This is a genomic window from Selenomonas sp. oral taxon 138 str. F0429 (genome assembly GCF_000318175.2).
Classification (GTDB): Bacteria; Bacillota; Negativicutes; order Selenomonadales; family Selenomonadaceae; genus Centipeda; species Centipeda timonae.
The window spans coordinates 254,601-269,721 of sequence record NZ_KB290930.1; the positions used below are offsets into that span (position 1 = coordinate 254,601).

Sequence of the window (15,121 nt, forward strand, 5' to 3'; positions counted from 1 at the left end):
CCAGAGGCATTCGAGGCAATTGAAACAGTGCTTGGAGAAAAGGGCATTGAGACGGCATCTGCCGAGGTGACGATGGTGCCGGACACGACAGTGCATCTCGCTGACAAGGATGCCGAAAAGATGCAGACATTGATCGACGCGCTCGAGGACAATGATGATGTCCAGAATGTCTACAGCAACTACGAAATGGATGAATAAGCGGAGGATTCCTTAAAAGAGTGCAGACGCTTTGTGTCTGCACTCTTTTTAAAGGAAGCACTGATAAATTCAGCACCATCACCTTGGCGCATCTTTTTCGCCCTCTCATCGTCGACAAATCCTCCACACAGCCTCTGCTATGCGTCCGGTTTGTCTCCTTGATAGGACAAAAAATCTATACCAATCTGATGGACTTCATTTTATCAGCGATTCCATGAGAATGAGAAGATGTTAGTACTCGGTATCGATCCTGGAACTGCCATTTGCGGCTATGGTTTTGTGGAGCAGGAAGGTTCGCGTCTGCGTGCCCGTTCCTATGGCGCCATTACAACACCATCCAAGATGGCGGTGGAAAAACGCCTGCTGAAAATATATACAGAACTGGAAGCGCTCATTCAAAAGTATTCCCCCGATGCAATGGGGGTAGAGCAGCTTTTTTTCAACCGGAATGTCACGACGGCGATTCCAGTCGGGCAGGCGCGCGGCATCGTCCTTCTCGCGGCGGCGCAGAACAATATTCCGATTGTGGAGCGGACGCCGCTGCAGGTCAAGCAGTCTGTGACGGGCTATGGAAAGGCGACGAAGGAACAGGTCATATACATGGTGACGAAGCTGCTGAACCTTCCCGCGCCGCCCCATCCGGACGATACGGCGGACGCACTTGCCGTCGCCATCAGTGCCGCGCACTGTGTAGACAGCATTGCATGGCGCAATCGCATCTAGATTGAGGAGCAGGGAGCAATGATTGGATTTTTGCACGGCAAGCTGACGCATGTATTTTCGGATTACTGTTTTTTGGATGTCCGCGATGTCGGCTATCGCGTGTTCATATCGCACGCAACACGCACGCATCTCTCCGTCGGTGAGGAGGTCATGCTCTATGTGCACACTCATGTACGAGAGGATGCGCTTCTTCTTTATGGATTCTTTTCGCAGGAGGAGTATGACCTCTTTCAGCATCTGATCGGTATTTCCGGAATCGGGCCAAAGGTGGCGCAGGGGATTCTCTCGGCAACGACGGCAAACGACTTTTACCGTATGATCCATCAGAAGGATGTCAAGGCGATCACGAAGCTCCCAGGCATCGGGAAAAAGACCGCCGAACGGATCATCTTGGAGCTAAAGGACAAGCTCGCATCCACGTCCTTTGATGCGGCTACCGATACGAATGATATAACGGAGATCGGCGACGGCATGGGGGACATGGCGGCAGAGGCAACGGAGGCGCTTCTCAGCCTCGGCTTCCAGCAGAGCGAGATTCAGTCGGTATTTAAGAAAAAGAGCGATGGAGAGAGTACGGAGGAACTGATTCGCTATGCATTGGCAGAGCTGCAGCGTTTTTGAGAAAGGAGGAGTTCGATGAGCGATATGTATGAGGATGAGGAAATCAGCTCCTTCGAAGAACAGTCAACGGACGGCTGGCAGTATAGCCTCCGCCCGCGGCGTCTGAACGAATACATCGGACAGGACAAGGTCAAGTCGAATTTGTCCAAATTCATACAGGCGGCGCTCTCGCGCAACGAATCGCTGGATCATGTGCTCCTCTATGGTCCGCCCGGACTTGGCAAAACTACACTTGCCGCCATCATAGCGAATGAGATGGGGGCGAATTTCCGTCAAACCTCGGCTCCTGCCATTGAACGTCAGGGGGATCTTGCGTCTCTGCTTACCAATTTGCAGGAGCACGATGTTCTCTTTATCGACGAGATTCATCGGCTTTCCCATCATGTTGAGGAGATTCTCTACTCTGCGATGGAGGATCACGCCATTGACATCATCATCGGCAAGGGACCGAGTGCGCGCTCTTTGCGTCTGGATCTTGCGCCGTTTACCCTCGTCGGTGCAACGACGAAGACGGGGGCTCTTTCGGCACCGCTGCGTGATCGCTTCGGCATTCAGTCGCGCTTGGAATACTATACGCCGGAGGCATTGCTGCTCATCATCGAGCGCACGGCGGAGATCCTTTCCGTCTGCATTGAGCGCGAGGGGGCACTCGAGATTGCGCGCCGCTCGCGTGGAACGCCGCGCGTTGCGAACCGCATTCTGAAGCGTGTCCGCGATATCGCACAGGTGGCGGGAGAGAGTGTCATATCGAAGGCAGGGACCATCGAGGCGCTCGCAGCGCTCGAGGTCGATGCAAGAGGTCTCGAGAACAAGGATCGCTATATGCTGGAGGTCATGATCCGAAAGTTTTCCGGCGGCCCTGTCGGGCTAAAGACGCTGGCAGCGGCGCTCAGCGAGATGGCGGAGACCATAGAGGATGTCTATGAGCCCTATCTGATTCAGCTGGGGTTTATCGCACGTACAGCACGCGGCCGCATTGTCACGCGCGGCGGATACGAGCATATGGGTATTCCATTTTCACAAAACGACGACAGACAAGGAGAACTGCTCTGAGATGAACCTGCTCATGCACATGTGCTGTGGACCATGTTCCTGCTATCCTCTGAAAAAATTGCGCTCTGATGGAATCGAGCCCACAGGATACTTCTTCAATCCCAATATCCACCCCTATCAGGAGTGGGAGGAACGCCTGCAAAATGCACGGAAATTTGCCGAGCTCTCGCAGATGGCCTTTATCGCAGACGAGGAATATGCAATGCGTGAGTTCCTGAAACGGGCGCTGCCGGCGGAGGGGACGCGCAAAGGCCGCTGCCGTATGTGCTATACATGGCGGTTGGAGGAAACGGCACGCTATGCTGCAGCACACGGCTTTGATACGTTCACATCTACGCTCTTTTACAGCATTTATCAGCAGCATGATCTCATGCGCTCCGTTGCGGAACAATTTGCGAAGCGATACGGTGTTGCATTTTACTACGAGGACTTTCGTGTCGGCTGGCAGGAGGGAATCGATATCAGCAAGGAGATGGGACTCTATCGCCAATCTTACTGCGGCTGCGTATTCAGCGAAGAGGAGCGGTACAGTCGGGCGCTGCGCAAGCTGCAGCGCAAGGAAAACAAAGAGAAGAAACGTCTGCGGTTAATGGCATAACGGTCAGAAGGGGAGTTTGCTATGAATCGGTATCTTTTCCTATGTGTTTCCGTGCTCTTTGCTGCAATTACAGTTCTTCCTATGACGGCTGCAGCGTCATGGCAGCCTGAAATCACGATCGGGCTCAGTCAGGGTGTATCGGAAATACGTCTCTCGGCAACGAACGGAGCTCTATACGTCTATGACGATCCGGAGAAAGAGCCAATGGTGAAAATTCCGCAGGGACAAGAGCTTTCTGTTCGTATGATGCGGGATCGTTTTTTAGCAAACGAAAAGGAGCTCAAGGCCGAGCGTTTGGTGATTCAGCCCGAATCCACGGGTTTTGTTAAGGTGAACGGGATGCCCTACCGCGGATTTATCACCCTTTTGAAGAAGCAGGGGATGATCGTCGTCAACAATGTGCCTGTGGAGGACTATCTCTATGGCGTCGTTCCGAAGGAGATGCCTCCAAGCTGGTCTGCCGAAGCGCTGCGTGCTCAGAGTGTCGCAGCGCGTACCTTTGCCCTGAAGAATCGCAAGCGTCACAGCGCGGAGGGTTTTGATCTCTGCAGCACTGCACATTGTCAGGTCTATGAGGGCATGTCCGCTGAAATGCAGTCTACAACAGAAGCCGTCAACAGCACGCGCGGCGAGGTTCTCTTCTATAAGGGGGCAATCATCGACGCTCTTTTCCATACGGATTCAGGAGGGATGACAGAGTTCAGCGAGCATGTATGGGGCAGCTCTATGCCCTATCTGCGCGCCGTGAAGGAACTCCGCACGCAGACACAGCCGTGGAGCCGTACGGTCTCCATGGCAGCCTTTGTGCAGAAAATCGAGGCAGGAGGTAAAAATCTCGGTATGCTCAAGGAGATACGACTTTCTCCTTTGACCGTTGGAAAGGGGAGCACAGACCGAACACCGTCAGGACGTGTGCGTGCGGCAGAATTTGTTGGAACGAAGGGGCGTATCAGTCTCTCGGGCAATGATCTGCGCTCTATGTTCTCTCTGCCCAGTACGCTTTTTGACATACGAGCCGGTCGGACAGAAGTCGTTTTCAGCGGATACGGATCGGGTCACGGGCTTGGGCTGTCCCAATGGGGCGCCAAGGCGCTTGCAGACAGCGGGAAAGGATACAAGGACATTCTGCTCTATTACTATTCCGGCGTAACACTTGAAAAAATATACTAGGCAAGGTGCTTATTTACATGGATATTTCTGATTTTGACTACGATCTTCCGGAGGAACGCATCGCTCAGCTGCCTGTCGAGCCGCGCGACAGCTCCCGCCTGATGGTATTGGATCCATCCAATCATACGATAGAGCATCGGCGTTTTTTTCAGCTTGGAGATTTTCTGAAGCAGGGAGATCTGCTGATCTTCAATGATACACGTGTTATTCCGGCACGTCTCATTGGAGCGCGTGATACGGGCGGGAAGGTCGAGGTCTTTCTCCTGCGTCAAATAGATAGAGATCAGTGGGAAGTATTGGTCAAACCCGGGAAAAAGATGCGCATCGGTTCCGTTGTCCACTTTGGCGAAGAGTTGTCCTGCGAAATTATCGCTCATACGGATTTTGGTGGACGAATCGTACGATTTATCTACGAGGGCATCTTTGAGGAGATTTTGGATCGCCTAGGCAATATGCCGCTTCCCCCATATATTCATGAGAAACTGGAGGATCGGGAGCGATATCAGACGATCTACAGCCGTGTAAAAGGCTCGGCTGCAGCGCCGACAGCGGGGCTGCACTTTACAGAGTTACTGATGGCGGAGCTGCGCAGAAAGGGCATCCAATTTGGCTTTATCACCCTTCACGTCGGGCTTGGCACATTTCGTCCTGTTCATGTCGATACCATTGAAGACCATGTGATGCACAGTGAGTTTTATTCGGTTCCAACAGATACTGCCGAACTCATTCGTTCGGCGAAAAAAGACGGGCGACGTGTTGTTGCTGTCGGCACAACGTCCATCCGTACACTGGAAGCCGCAGCCTCATCTACGGGGACTGTCGAGGCGGGGAGCGGATGGACAAATATATTCATCTATCCGGGATATGAGTTCAAAGTGGTAGACGCTGTAATCACAAACTTTCATCTTCCGAAGTCTACTCTCATTATGCTGATCAGCGCCTTTGCGGGACGTGCGTTCACACTGGAGGCATATCGCACGGCTGTAGCAGAAGAGTATCGCTTCTTTTCCTTTGGTGATGCCATGCTTATCCAATCACGGCAATAAAAAAACAACGCGATGAAAAATCGCGTTGTTTCTACTTATGGAAGCTCACGAAACAGATCGCGGTGCTCATTGATGATTTCCGCCATCATCCGCTTTCCGTTGATATCGGGATGCAGACCATCCGTGGAGAGCAGCGGATCCAGAATACGCCGTTCTTTGTCGTAGAAATATGGCTCCATGTCCACATAGAATTCCTGCGTTCTGATCCAGGTGTTTACAGCCATCATCTTCCATTTCCATGATGGATCTGTCTCGGTGTGGAAGGCAAGCGAAATGTGTTCAGGGTTGATCGGCAGGAGAGTCAGGAAAATGGGGCGAATGCCGTGGTTCAGACACTTCTTTTGCAGCTCATCCAAATCGTCAATGATGTCCTGTGCCGTGACACCATAGGCGCGCAGACTGTTCGATCCGGTCAGGATCAACAGGTTCATCGGGTGCAGCGGAAGTACATCCTGCTCAAAACGCTCCAGTGTTGTATGTGCCGTATCGCCGCTGCGTCCGAGATTGAGGCATTCGAACGGCAGATATGTTGTATAGCTGTATTCGAGGAATGCGGGCGAGCTTGATATAGCGCCCCCGCCGTGCGTGATGCTGTCCCCGAGCGCCGCTGCATAGATGCGATCATTCACAGCATCGACGGTGAATGAGGCGAGATCTGACCACGTTCCAATGGTATTGTCCTCCTCGTCCAGACCTCGTACCCGCCAGTAATATGTGCCCGCATAGGGACGCGCATATTCATCATAGACTGCATTGGCGGCCGTGATCGTCTGTGCCCATGCACGATTTGGATCCGGTTCTGTACCGTGCTCCTTTGCAGGAGGCTCTGTCAGCAGTTCGACCTCATAACGTGTTACGCCGTTTAACGGAATCCATTGATATACAGGATAGATGGGCTGATGGAAGTTCATTACCTGATCGTAGGTATTCGGGATCGGACGATTTGGAATATCTGCGGATTTATCCAAATAAAGCTCCTCGATAGGGGAGAATTCTCCGATTGGCTCAAGCTTCAGCCCGAGCGCCCGCACGCGCCAGTATATCTTTTCATAGTTCTGATAGGCGCGCAGATCAGCCTGCCAGCCGTTTGTAAAAATGCTGCGCGTACTCGTCAGGTGATTCGTCGGTGATGGCGTCGTGCCGCCCTCCTGTGCCGGCGGTGCGGAGAGAAGTTCAACCTCATAGAGAACGGCATTCGGAATGCTGTGCCAGAGCAGAAAGGGCTTGAGGCTGGCAGGATGATCTTCCGTATAATGAAAGATTGGAATGGGGGCTTTTGCCATGAAATATGGCGCTGCAATTGGTGTTGACGGGGCAGTTACGGCACCAAACATTCCATAGGCTGTAATGCGATAATAGAATGGAATGGGAGCGGAGGAGACCTTGCAGGAGGGCGTAGTGCTAAACTCGGTCTTTACGTGTTCATAGATAGACTCTTCGGCAATCGCCCCAGTTGTCTTGATATAGGTATCAATGCGATAATAGCAGGGATAGGGAAGACGCTCCCAAACGAGTGTGGACGTTCCGTCAGCTTCCAGCACTTGGGCTGCAATGTCCATCTGTTTCAAGTGCAGGACGTCCATTTTCTCGACGAGGAAAATACAGCCGAGGACGGCGAGAAAAATAATGCCCGTGAAAAAGAAATAATGCTTCATACATTCACCCAAATATTTTGTATTTCAGAAAGTTGAGGAATTCATATGGAAAACAAAGGTCTTATCATCGTTCACACCGGTGAAGGGAAGGGAAAGACAACTGCAGCTCTTGGCATGGCACTGCGTGCATGGGGAAATCATATGCGCGTGCTCATCCTGCAATTCATCAAAGGAAGCTGGAACTATGGCGAACTCGCCGCAATCGAAGCCCTTTCATCTGCAGATGGCTGCATCGAGATCAGGCAGGGAGGGCTTGGGTTTTCGCAGCGCGGCGACGGTGCGCAGGAGGAACATCGACGTGCTGCTGTCGAACTGCTCCAAACGGCAATGACAGAGCTTCAGAGCGATGCGTGGGATATGGTCATCCTCGATGAGTTCAACTACGCATATTCCTTTGGGTTCGTCCATGCGGATGATTTGGCGCAGCTTCTCTCAGCACGTCCCGCGCATACGCACCTGATCTTTACGGGGCGCAACGCCTCAGAGGAGCTCATCGATCAGGCTGATCTCGTCACGGAGATGCGGCTTGTGAAGCATCCCTTTCAAAAGGGAATCAAGGCTCAGAGAGGGATTGAATTTTAATAGGAATACAAAGAAGCAATCAGATTATAACACATTCACTCATTGTATTCCACGTGAGAACAGTGCTCTTTGATATAAGCTATTGAAAAAAAACATAGAATGCGGTAAAATCTCTGTCATGTGTTTATGTTATCTTTTATTTATGGAAGAGCATAGCTTCCATAAATGATAGTAGAATTAGGAGAGTTTTTATGAGAAGTGATGTCGTAAAAAAGGGAGCGACACGCTGTGCACATCGCTCGCTTTTTCATGCAAACGGATATGGCTCCGAGGATCTCAGAAAGCCGCTGATTGGTGTCTGCAATTCGTTCAACGAGATTATTCCGGGGCACTTTCACCTGAATACGATCGCAGAAGCTGTAAAGCTTGGTGTAGCAGCAGCTGGCGGAACTCCGATTGAATTCCCGTCCATCGGGGTCTGCGACGGCATTGCCATGGGGCACACGGGGATGAAATACTCCCTTGCGAGCCGCGAACTGATTGCGGACTCCATCGAGTCCGTCACGATGGCGTCAGGATTTGATGGGCTCGTCCTCATCCCGAACTGCGACAAGGTTGTACCGGGCATGCTCATGGCTGCCGCGCGGCTCAACATTCCCGCAATTCTCGTCAGCGGCGGCCCCATGCTTGCAGGGCGTCATCGCGGGCGTGACATCAGTGTCAGTCAGGCGTTCGAGGCGGCAGGCATGTTCGCGGCGGGAAAAATGGACGCGCGTGAAATGACTGCGATTGAGGAGCACGCCTGCCCCAGCTGCGGCTCCTGCTCCGGTCTGTTCACGGCAAATACGATGAACTCCCTGACCGAGGTGCTCGGCATGGGACTTCCCGGCAACGGTACGATTCCCGCCCCCTATACGGGGGAGCGCCGCCTGCTTGCCAAGCATGCAGGTGCGGTCATTATCGAACTCATTGAGAAAAATATCTGTCCGCGTGATATTATGACGCGCGAGGCATTCGAGAATGCGATCACCGTAGATATGGGCATTGGCGGCTCTTCCAATACCGTTCTGCATCTCACGGCGATTGCACATGAGGCGGGCATTGAGCTTCCGCCGCCGCTCTTTGATGAGATCAGCAGACGCACGCCGTACATCACGAAGCTGAGCCCTGCGGGAACGCATCATATGCAGGATCTGAACGAGGCAGGCGGCATCTCGGCGGTGATGAAGGAGCTGTCGAAGAAGGATCTGCTGCACCTGGATGCACTGACCGTTACGGGAACAGTGCGCGATCGAATTGCACACGCAGAGGTTCTGGATTCTACGGTGATCCACAGTGTTGAAAATCCCTATCGTCCGCAGGGCGGTCTTGCCATTCTGCGCGGGAATCTCGCGCCGGACTGCGCCGTTGTCAAGGCATCGGCAGTGGCGGACGACATGCTCACCTATCGCGGGACGGCGAGATGCTTTAACTCCGAGGAGGAAGGCGTCAACGCCATTATGGAGGGGAAGATCCATGATGGAGACGTTGTCGTCATCCGCTATGAAGGCCCGAAGGGCGGTCCCGGGATGCAGGAAATGCTGAATCCGACGGCGGTCATCACGGGTATGGGGCTGAAGGTCGGTCTCATCACGGACGGACGTTTTAGCGGTGCAAGTCAGGGGGCCTGTGTCGGCCACATCTCTCCGGAGGCGATGTCAGGCGGACCGATTGCGCTCATCGAGGACGGTGATATGATTATCATCGATATCCCAAATCGAAAGCTCGAACTCGAGGTCAGCGATGAGGAGCTTGCGCGGCGTCGCGCGAACTGGGTACAGCCGGAACCAAAGATCAATACGGGCTACCTTGCGCGCTATGCGAAGCTCACAACGTCTGCCAATACGGGCGCTGTTTTGCAATAAGAAGCCCAGCCCACGGGAGTTTCTGCTCCTGTGGGTTGTTTTTATGAACATAATTCGCTATAATGGCGTTGCATTATTTCTGGAAGAGAGTGAGGTCTCATATCCATGCACATCGTCCTTGTCGAGCCGGAAATTCCCGGCAATACGGGGAATATTGCACGCCTATGCGCTGGCACGGGGATGGAGCTTCATCTCGTACGCCCGCTCGGTTTTTCAACGGATGACAGACATTTGAAGCGTGCGGGACTGGATTACTGGCATCTTGTCAAGGTGCACTATCATGACTCGTTTGCAGATGTGCAGAGGCAGTATGAGGGGCATCCCTTCTACTTCTGTACGACGAAGTCTGCGCATATCTACTCCGATGTTCGCTATACATCGGATGCTCTTCTTGTCTTTGGCAAGGAGACTGCAGGGCTGCCGGAGTCTCTGTTGGCTGCAAATGAGGAGCATACGATACGCATACCGATGCATGCAGGCGCGCGTTCGCTGAATTTGTCCAATGCTGTTGCCGTTGTTGCATATGAGGCGCTGCGTCAAAATTCTTTTGCTGAATTATGTCTTGAGGGAACGGGCTGCAATGGGGGAGATCATTGATGAATAAGGAATTCGTGCGTGCCTGTTACAGAGAATTTGATGCCGCGCGGCTCTTTGCCGATGCCCCCATGCGCTTTCATACGACGTTTCGGATCGGCGGTCCTGCGGATCTGCTGTTCTACCCGAAAACTACGGAGGAAGTCCAGCGGATTATCCGCATGGCAAGGGAATATGGCGAGAAGGTCACGCTACTCGGAAACGGTTCCAATCTTTTGGTGTGTGACGGCGGGATACGAGGGCTTGTCATACGGTTCAGTCACAAGATGGCGGCTGTTGTACGTGAGGGCACGGATCTCATCATTGGCGCAGGGGCTCTCCTGCGTGATGCCGCTGCGCGTGCACAGGAGTATGGACTCTCGGGGCTTGAGTTTGCCTGCGGCATTCCGGGAAGCATCGGCGGTGCGATCTTTATGAATGCGGGGGCTTATGACGATGAGATGAAGTCTGTCGTTGTGTCCGTAAAGACGGTCACACGGGACGGGGAGCTCCATCTGTATTCTGCAGAGGAACTCGATTTTGGCTATCGGCACAGTATTTTTCATGGCTGCGATGAGGCAATTTGTGAAACGCGCCTGCATTTGCACGAAGATGACAAGGCTCTGATCCTTGCACGGATGGAAGATCTGAATCAGCGGCGCGAGAGCAAGCAGCCCTTGTCTTATCCGAGTGCGGGAAGTACGTTCAAGCGACCGCCCGGATATTTTGCGGGGACGCTGATCGATCAGACGGGATTAAAGGGGCTCACGGTCGGCGGCGCACAGGTTTCACAAAAACACGCGGGCTTTGTGATCAACATCGGCAATGCTACGGCAGACGATGTGCAGCAGCTGATCTCGATCGTTCAGAAGCGGGTCTATGCAGCGCATGGTGTACAGCTTTTTCCGGAACTGCGCATCATTGGGGAAGCCTGACCGGGAAATTATCGATATATTTTTGAGGAGTATGCTGCTTCTACATGGAAAAATATAGTCAGCTTGTTGATTTTTCATCAAAACATCCTAATATCGTCGTTGCACTTGGCATGTTTGACGGCCTTCATATCGGGCATCAGGAGATCATTCGGACTGCCGTCGCGAAAGCGCAGGAAATTAATGGAACTGCGCTTGTTTTTTCGTTTGCAAATCATCCGCGTTCTGTGATTGCACCCGAAGGTGCACCGCGTCGCATTGGGAGCGACGCCGTGCGCGCCCGCATACTCAATCATCTCGGTGCAGACGCCCTCGTTGAAATCCCCTTTACCTCCGATTTTGCCGAAACGTCTGCCGATGATTTCATGCAGCTGCTGCAGCGCTGTTTTGCCCCGAAGTATATTGTCGTGGGAGAAAACTATACATTTGGACGCGGCGGGAAGGGAACAACTGCACTTTTGCGGGAGAAATCCGAAACGTATGGATTTCAGCTGATCGTATGCCCCTTCGTGATGCGCGACGGCGCACCTGTGAGCAGTACGCGGATTCGCGCCTTGATTGCACAGGGAGAACTTGCGCGTGTGAGAGAGTATCTCGGCTATCCCTTTACCATCATCGGCACGGTGATTCACGGACAGGCACGAGGGCGGACACTCGGCTTTCCCACTGCAAACATTGATCTGCGCGAGGACTATGAGCGTCTGCCGAACGGTGTCTACGCCGTGACGGTGATGCATCAGGGGCTGCTTTACTGCGGTGTTGCCAACATAGGAAACAATCCTACATTCGACGGCTGCGACCGACGCCTCGAAGTTCATCTTTTCGATTTTTCGGGAAATCTTTATGACAGCGAGATCATGGTCACATTCTATGAGAAAATACGGGATGAACTGCGATTTGCATCCGTTGATGCGCTCATCGCTCAGATTGCAGAGGATAAACGAGAAGTCGAACGAAAGTTTGAAAAAAGTTTTCATTTACAAGAAAATATTTCTATGGTAATATGATGAGCGCTAACAGAACCATGACTCAGATGACGAATAATCCGACGTTTTCTTGGTCAGTGGTGAAAAAATTATGAGGAGGATTCTAATGCTCACACAGGAAAAGAAGCAGGAAATCATCAAGGAACATGCCGTCCATGAGGGCGACACGGGCTCGCCGGAGGTGCAGATTGCCGTTCTGACGGCACGCATCCAGTATTTGACGGAGCACCTGAAGGAACACAAGAAAGATCATCACTCGCGCCGTGGGCTTCTGAAGATGGTTGGACATCGTCGTCGCCTTCTGAGCTATCTGTATCAGACGGATATTGAGCGCTATCGCTCGATCATCACGAAGCTCAATCTGCGTAAGTAATATTCCGAATACGGAGAGAAAGAGCGGGGGATTCCCCGCTTTTTTGCTGTTGGGACAAGGATTCTATGATATTTTGTCGAATGCTTTTGTCATATGGAACGAATAGAGAGACCTAGGAGGATATTATGCAGTGTTTCGAAATTGAGTTGGGCGGACGAAAGCTCACCGTAGAACATGGGAAAATGGCAAAGCAGGCAAATGGCGCTGTTCTGGTTCGCTATGGCGATACCGTAGTCTTGGTGACGGCGACGGCTTCGAGTGCTCCGCGTGAGGGCGTTGACTTCTTCCCGCTGACGGTGGACTACGAGGAGAAGATGTATGCGGCGGGAAAGATTCCCGGCGGCTTCATCAAGAGAGAAGGACGCCCAAGCAGCGATGCCGTGCTCTGCGCGCGCCTGATCGACCGTCCCATCCGCCCGCTGTTCCCAGAGGGCTTTCGGAATGACGTTCAAATCGTGGCAACAGTTCTCTGCGTAGAGCAGGACAATCCTCCGGAGATCGCCGCCATGCTCGGTGCTTCCTGTGCTCTCACTGTGTCGGACATTCCCTTTATGGGGCCGATTGCCGGTGTTCGTGTCGGCTATGTTGACGGCTCATTTGTCATCAATCCGACGGAAGCACAGAGGGAGGTGTCGGAACTCAATCTGACGGTAGCAGGTTCCTATGATGCTGTGATGATGGTTGAGGCGGGAGCAAATGAGCTCTCCGAAGAGATTGTTCTTGATGCTATCCTATTCGGTCATGCCGAGATTCGCCGCCTTGTCGAATTTCAAAATAATATTCAGAATGCGTGCGGGAAGGAAAAACAGACGCCCGCCATCTTTGCTGTCTCCGAGGAACTCGAGTCCAAGGTGCGCGCCTATGCCGAGGAGCGTCTCGACGCCGCAACGCGCAACAGTGACAAACTCATGCGCGACGCAGATATTTCCGCGATTAAAGCGGAGACGGTAGAACATTTCATCGAGGAGTATCCGGATGCCGCGAAGGAGATTTCGCAGATTCTCTACAAGATCGAAAAGGGCATTGTCCGCCATATGATTACGCACGAGAAAATTCGTCCGGACGGCCGTGCGCTGGATGAGGTGCGTCCTGTCAGCTGTGAGGTTGGTATTCTGCCGCGCACGCATGGCTCCGGACTCTTTACAAGAGGGCAGACACAGGTGTTGACTGTAACCACACTTGGATCGATCGGCGATGAGCAGATTATCGATGGCCTTGGCCCTGAGACGACGAAGCATTATCTGCATCACTACAACTTCCCGGGATACAGTGTCGGCGAGGCGCGCCCCATGCGCAGCCCCGGACGCCGTGAGATCGGACATGGCGCACTCGCGGAGCGTGCACTCTTCCCGATGATTCCCTCAATTGAGGATTTCCCGTATACGATTCGTCTCGTCTCTGAGATCCTTGAGTCAAACGGGTCAAGCTCGATGGGCAGCGTTTGCGGGAGTACACTCTCCCTGATGTGTGCCGGTGTTCCAATCAAGCGCCCTGTTTCCGGCGTTGCGATGGGATTGGTACGCGATGGGGATGACTATTCCATCCTGACTGATATTCAGGGGATGGAGGATGCCCTTGGCGACATGGACTTCAAGGTCGCCGGCACATCCAAGGGCATTACGGCAATCCAGATGGACATCAAGATTGCCGGTATCACACGTGATATTCTCGCCTCGGCTCTTGCTCAGGCAAAGCAGGGGCGGGCGTTCATCCTTGAAAAGATGCTCGAATGCATCGCCCAGCCTGCGGCAGAACTCTCTCCATATGCGCCGCGCGTGGAGGTTATCACCATTGACATCGAGAAGATTCGCGATGTCATTGGAACGGGCGGCAAGGTTGTCCGCAAGATCATTGATGAAACAGGCGTCGATGTCGATATTCATGAGGACGGCAACATCTTCATCACATCGCCCAACATGGAGGCGATGGATCGTGCGCGCAAGATGATTGAGGATATTGTGCGCGAGGTCGAGGTCGGCGAGGTGTATACGGGGCGCGTCACGCGCTTCCTGAAATTCGGCGCATTCGTCGAGCTCCTTCCCGGCAAAGAGGGGCTTTGCCACATCTCGCAGCTTGCAAAACATCGCGTTGAGAGCGTCGAAGATGTTGTGAAGATCGGCGATCAGCTTGAGGTCAAGGTCATCGAAATCGACGAGAAGGGACGTATCAACGTCAGCCACAAGGCTCTTCTCTGATGATTCAGGTCTATACCGGAAACGGAAAAGGGAAGACCACGGCGGCGATTGGGCTTGCCATTCGTGCCTTGGGAGCAGGGCACAAGGTTTTTCTTATGCAGTTTATGAAGAGCCTCGCGTACAGCGAGCAGCATATTCTGCAGAAAATGCCGAATCTGACGCTTGAGACCACGGGAAAGCCCTTCTTTATTGCAGAAGAGGAGATGATGGATGAGCGTGCGAGAGAAGCGCTGGGGGCAGATGTTGTCATTTTCCCCAAGGGGCATCCGCCCGATGATTATGTCGCCTTGCTCACATCGGGTCTTGAGAGGGTGATGGATGTCATATCCAAGGGAGAGACGAATCTCATCATTCTCGATGAGATCAATATTGCGCTCTTCTTCGGTCTCTTGCAGAGAGCACAGATGGAGGAGATTCTGCATGCGCTGCCTTCGGAAACGGAGCTGGTCTGTACGGGGCGCAATGCGCCGCAGTGGCTGCTTGATCGTGCAGATCTTATCACAGAGATGAGGGAAGTGCGGCACTATTACGAACGTGGGATCAGTGCCCGCAAAGGGATTGAAAACTAGAGG

16 protein-coding genes are annotated in these 15,121 nt (G+C 52.9%); 15 read left to right on the top strand and 1 reads right to left on the bottom strand.

The features are described from left to right. From HMPREF9163_RS12305 to queA, 7 genes are all read left to right on the top strand, one after another. Nucleotides 1–198: YebC/PmpR family DNA-binding transcriptional regulator (locus HMPREF9163_RS12305; RefSeq protein ID WP_009440119.1), on the top strand; the 198-nt coding region annotated here is incomplete at its 5' end. Nucleotides 199–426: 228 nt separating this feature from the next. Further along, nucleotides 427–921: a crossover junction endodeoxyribonuclease RuvC gene (gene ruvC / locus HMPREF9163_RS02735; protein ID WP_009440121.1), complete on the top strand. Its 495-nt coding sequence runs from the start codon at nucleotides 427–429 to the stop codon at nucleotides 919–921. Nucleotides 922–939: 18 nt separating this feature from the next. Further along, nucleotides 940–1,542: a Holliday junction branch migration protein RuvA gene (gene ruvA / locus HMPREF9163_RS02740; RefSeq protein WP_009440122.1), complete on the top strand. Its 603-nt coding sequence runs from the start codon at nucleotides 940–942 to the stop codon at nucleotides 1,540–1,542. Nucleotides 1,543–1,557: 15 nt separating this feature from the next. Beyond that, complete coding sequence (gene ruvB / locus HMPREF9163_RS02745; RefSeq protein WP_009440123.1) at nucleotides 1,558–2,595, top strand: Holliday junction branch migration DNA helicase RuvB; 1,038 nt, start codon at nucleotides 1,558–1,560, stop codon at nucleotides 2,593–2,595. 1 nt (nucleotide 2,596) lies between these two features. Next, the gene (locus HMPREF9163_RS02750; RefSeq protein ID WP_009440124.1) at nucleotides 2,597–3,193 is read left to right on the top strand and encodes an epoxyqueuosine reductase QueH; all 597 of its coding nucleotides are present in this window, start codon (nucleotides 2,597–2,599) and stop codon (nucleotides 3,191–3,193) included. 21 nt (nucleotides 3,194–3,214) lie between these two features. Then, complete coding sequence (locus tag HMPREF9163_RS02755) at nucleotides 3,215–4,363, top strand: SpoIID/LytB domain-containing protein (protein ID WP_037345777.1); 1,149 nt, start codon at nucleotides 3,215–3,217, stop codon at nucleotides 4,361–4,363. A gap of 17 nt (nucleotides 4,364–4,380) precedes the next feature. Further along, nucleotides 4,381–5,409: a tRNA preQ1(34) S-adenosylmethionine ribosyltransferase-isomerase QueA gene (queA, locus tag HMPREF9163_RS02760; protein ID WP_009440127.1), complete on the top strand. Its 1,029-nt coding sequence runs from the start codon at nucleotides 4,381–4,383 to the stop codon at nucleotides 5,407–5,409. 35 nt (nucleotides 5,410–5,444) lie between these two features. On the opposite strand, the gene HMPREF9163_RS02765 is transcribed toward queA, so the two are convergent. Further along, nucleotides 5,445–7,064 (bottom strand): GDSL-type esterase/lipase family protein, encoded by a 1,620-nt coding sequence (locus tag HMPREF9163_RS02765; protein ID WP_009440129.1) that lies wholly within the window; start codon nucleotides 7,062–7,064, stop codon nucleotides 5,445–5,447. A 45-nt stretch (nucleotides 7,065–7,109) separates the two neighbouring features. Between HMPREF9163_RS02765 and cobO the strand changes: the two genes are divergently transcribed. From cobO to HMPREF9163_RS02805, 8 genes are all read left to right on the top strand, one after another. After that, nucleotides 7,110–7,646, top strand: a complete 537-nt coding sequence (gene cobO, locus HMPREF9163_RS02770) for a cob(I)yrinic acid a,c-diamide adenosyltransferase (protein ID WP_009440130.1) — start codon at nucleotides 7,110–7,112, stop codon at nucleotides 7,644–7,646. A gap of 191 nt (nucleotides 7,647–7,837) precedes the next feature. Then, a complete protein-coding gene (gene ilvD, locus HMPREF9163_RS02775) occupies nucleotides 7,838–9,490 on the top strand; it encodes a dihydroxy-acid dehydratase (protein WP_009440131.1) in 1,653 nt (550 codons plus the stop codon). Nucleotides 9,491–9,595: 105 nt separating this feature from the next. Continuing rightward, nucleotides 9,596–10,087 (top strand): tRNA (cytidine(34)-2'-O)-methyltransferase, encoded by a 492-nt coding sequence (locus tag HMPREF9163_RS02780; RefSeq protein WP_009440132.1) that lies wholly within the window; start codon nucleotides 9,596–9,598, stop codon nucleotides 10,085–10,087. Continuing rightward, entirely contained in the window at nucleotides 10,087–10,998 is a 912-nt protein-coding gene (murB, locus tag HMPREF9163_RS02785) for a UDP-N-acetylmuramate dehydrogenase (RefSeq protein ID WP_009440133.1), read from the top strand. Before HMPREF9163_RS02780 ends, murB begins: the two co-directional genes overlap by 1 nt. Before the next feature lie 44 nt (nucleotides 10,999–11,042). Next, nucleotides 11,043–12,002, top strand: a complete 960-nt coding sequence (locus tag HMPREF9163_RS02790) for a bifunctional riboflavin kinase/FAD synthetase (RefSeq protein ID WP_009440134.1) — start codon at nucleotides 11,043–11,045, stop codon at nucleotides 12,000–12,002. A gap of 85 nt (nucleotides 12,003–12,087) precedes the next feature. Further along, complete coding sequence (rpsO, locus tag HMPREF9163_RS02795) at nucleotides 12,088–12,354, top strand: 30S ribosomal protein S15 (RefSeq protein ID WP_006306336.1); 267 nt, start codon at nucleotides 12,088–12,090, stop codon at nucleotides 12,352–12,354. Nucleotides 12,355–12,479: 125 nt separating this feature from the next. Then, nucleotides 12,480–14,549, top strand: coding sequence for a polyribonucleotide nucleotidyltransferase (locus HMPREF9163_RS02800; protein ID WP_009440136.1), 2,070 nt, complete (start codon nucleotides 12,480–12,482; stop codon nucleotides 14,547–14,549). After that, entirely contained in the window at nucleotides 14,549–15,118 is a 570-nt protein-coding gene (locus tag HMPREF9163_RS02805; RefSeq protein WP_009440137.1) for a cob(I)yrinic acid a,c-diamide adenosyltransferase, read from the top strand. Before HMPREF9163_RS02800 ends, HMPREF9163_RS02805 begins: the two co-directional genes overlap by 1 nt. Nucleotides 15,119–15,121 lie beyond the last annotated feature (3 nt).

Excerpts from the sequence above, each read along its gene's own strand:
- ruvC (WP_009440121.1), top strand. The coding sequence starts at position 427 with ATGTTAGTACTCGGTATCGATCCTGGAACTGCCATTTGCGGCTATGGT.
- ruvA (WP_009440122.1), top strand. The coding sequence starts at position 940 with ATGATTGGATTTTTGCACGGCAAGCTGACGCATGTATTTTCGGATTAC.
- ruvB (WP_009440123.1), top strand. The coding sequence starts at position 1,558 with ATGAGCGATATGTATGAGGATGAGGAAATCAGCTCCTTCGAAGAACAG.
- HMPREF9163_RS02750 (WP_009440124.1), top strand. The coding sequence starts at position 2,597 with ATGAACCTGCTCATGCACATGTGCTGTGGACCATGTTCCTGCTATCCT.
- HMPREF9163_RS02755 (WP_037345777.1), top strand. The coding sequence starts at position 3,215 with ATGAATCGGTATCTTTTCCTATGTGTTTCCGTGCTCTTTGCTGCAATT.
- queA (WP_009440127.1), top strand. The coding sequence starts at position 4,381 with ATGGATATTTCTGATTTTGACTACGATCTTCCGGAGGAACGCATCGCT.
- HMPREF9163_RS02765 (WP_009440129.1), bottom strand. The coding sequence starts at position 7,064 with ATGAAGCATTATTTCTTTTTCACGGGCATTATTTTTCTCGCCGTCCTC.
- cobO (WP_009440130.1), top strand. The coding sequence starts at position 7,110 with ATGGAAAACAAAGGTCTTATCATCGTTCACACCGGTGAAGGGAAGGGA.
- ilvD (WP_009440131.1), top strand. The coding sequence starts at position 7,838 with ATGAGAAGTGATGTCGTAAAAAAGGGAGCGACACGCTGTGCACATCGC.
- HMPREF9163_RS02780 (WP_009440132.1), top strand. The coding sequence starts at position 9,596 with ATGCACATCGTCCTTGTCGAGCCGGAAATTCCCGGCAATACGGGGAAT.
- murB (WP_009440133.1), top strand. The coding sequence starts at position 10,087 with ATGAATAAGGAATTCGTGCGTGCCTGTTACAGAGAATTTGATGCCGCG.
- HMPREF9163_RS02790 (WP_009440134.1), top strand. The coding sequence starts at position 11,043 with ATGGAAAAATATAGTCAGCTTGTTGATTTTTCATCAAAACATCCTAAT.
- rpsO (WP_006306336.1), top strand. The coding sequence starts at position 12,088 with ATGCTCACACAGGAAAAGAAGCAGGAAATCATCAAGGAACATGCCGTC.
- HMPREF9163_RS02800 (WP_009440136.1), top strand. The coding sequence starts at position 12,480 with ATGCAGTGTTTCGAAATTGAGTTGGGCGGACGAAAGCTCACCGTAGAA.
- HMPREF9163_RS02805 (WP_009440137.1), top strand. The coding sequence starts at position 14,549 with ATGATTCAGGTCTATACCGGAAACGGAAAAGGGAAGACCACGGCGGCG.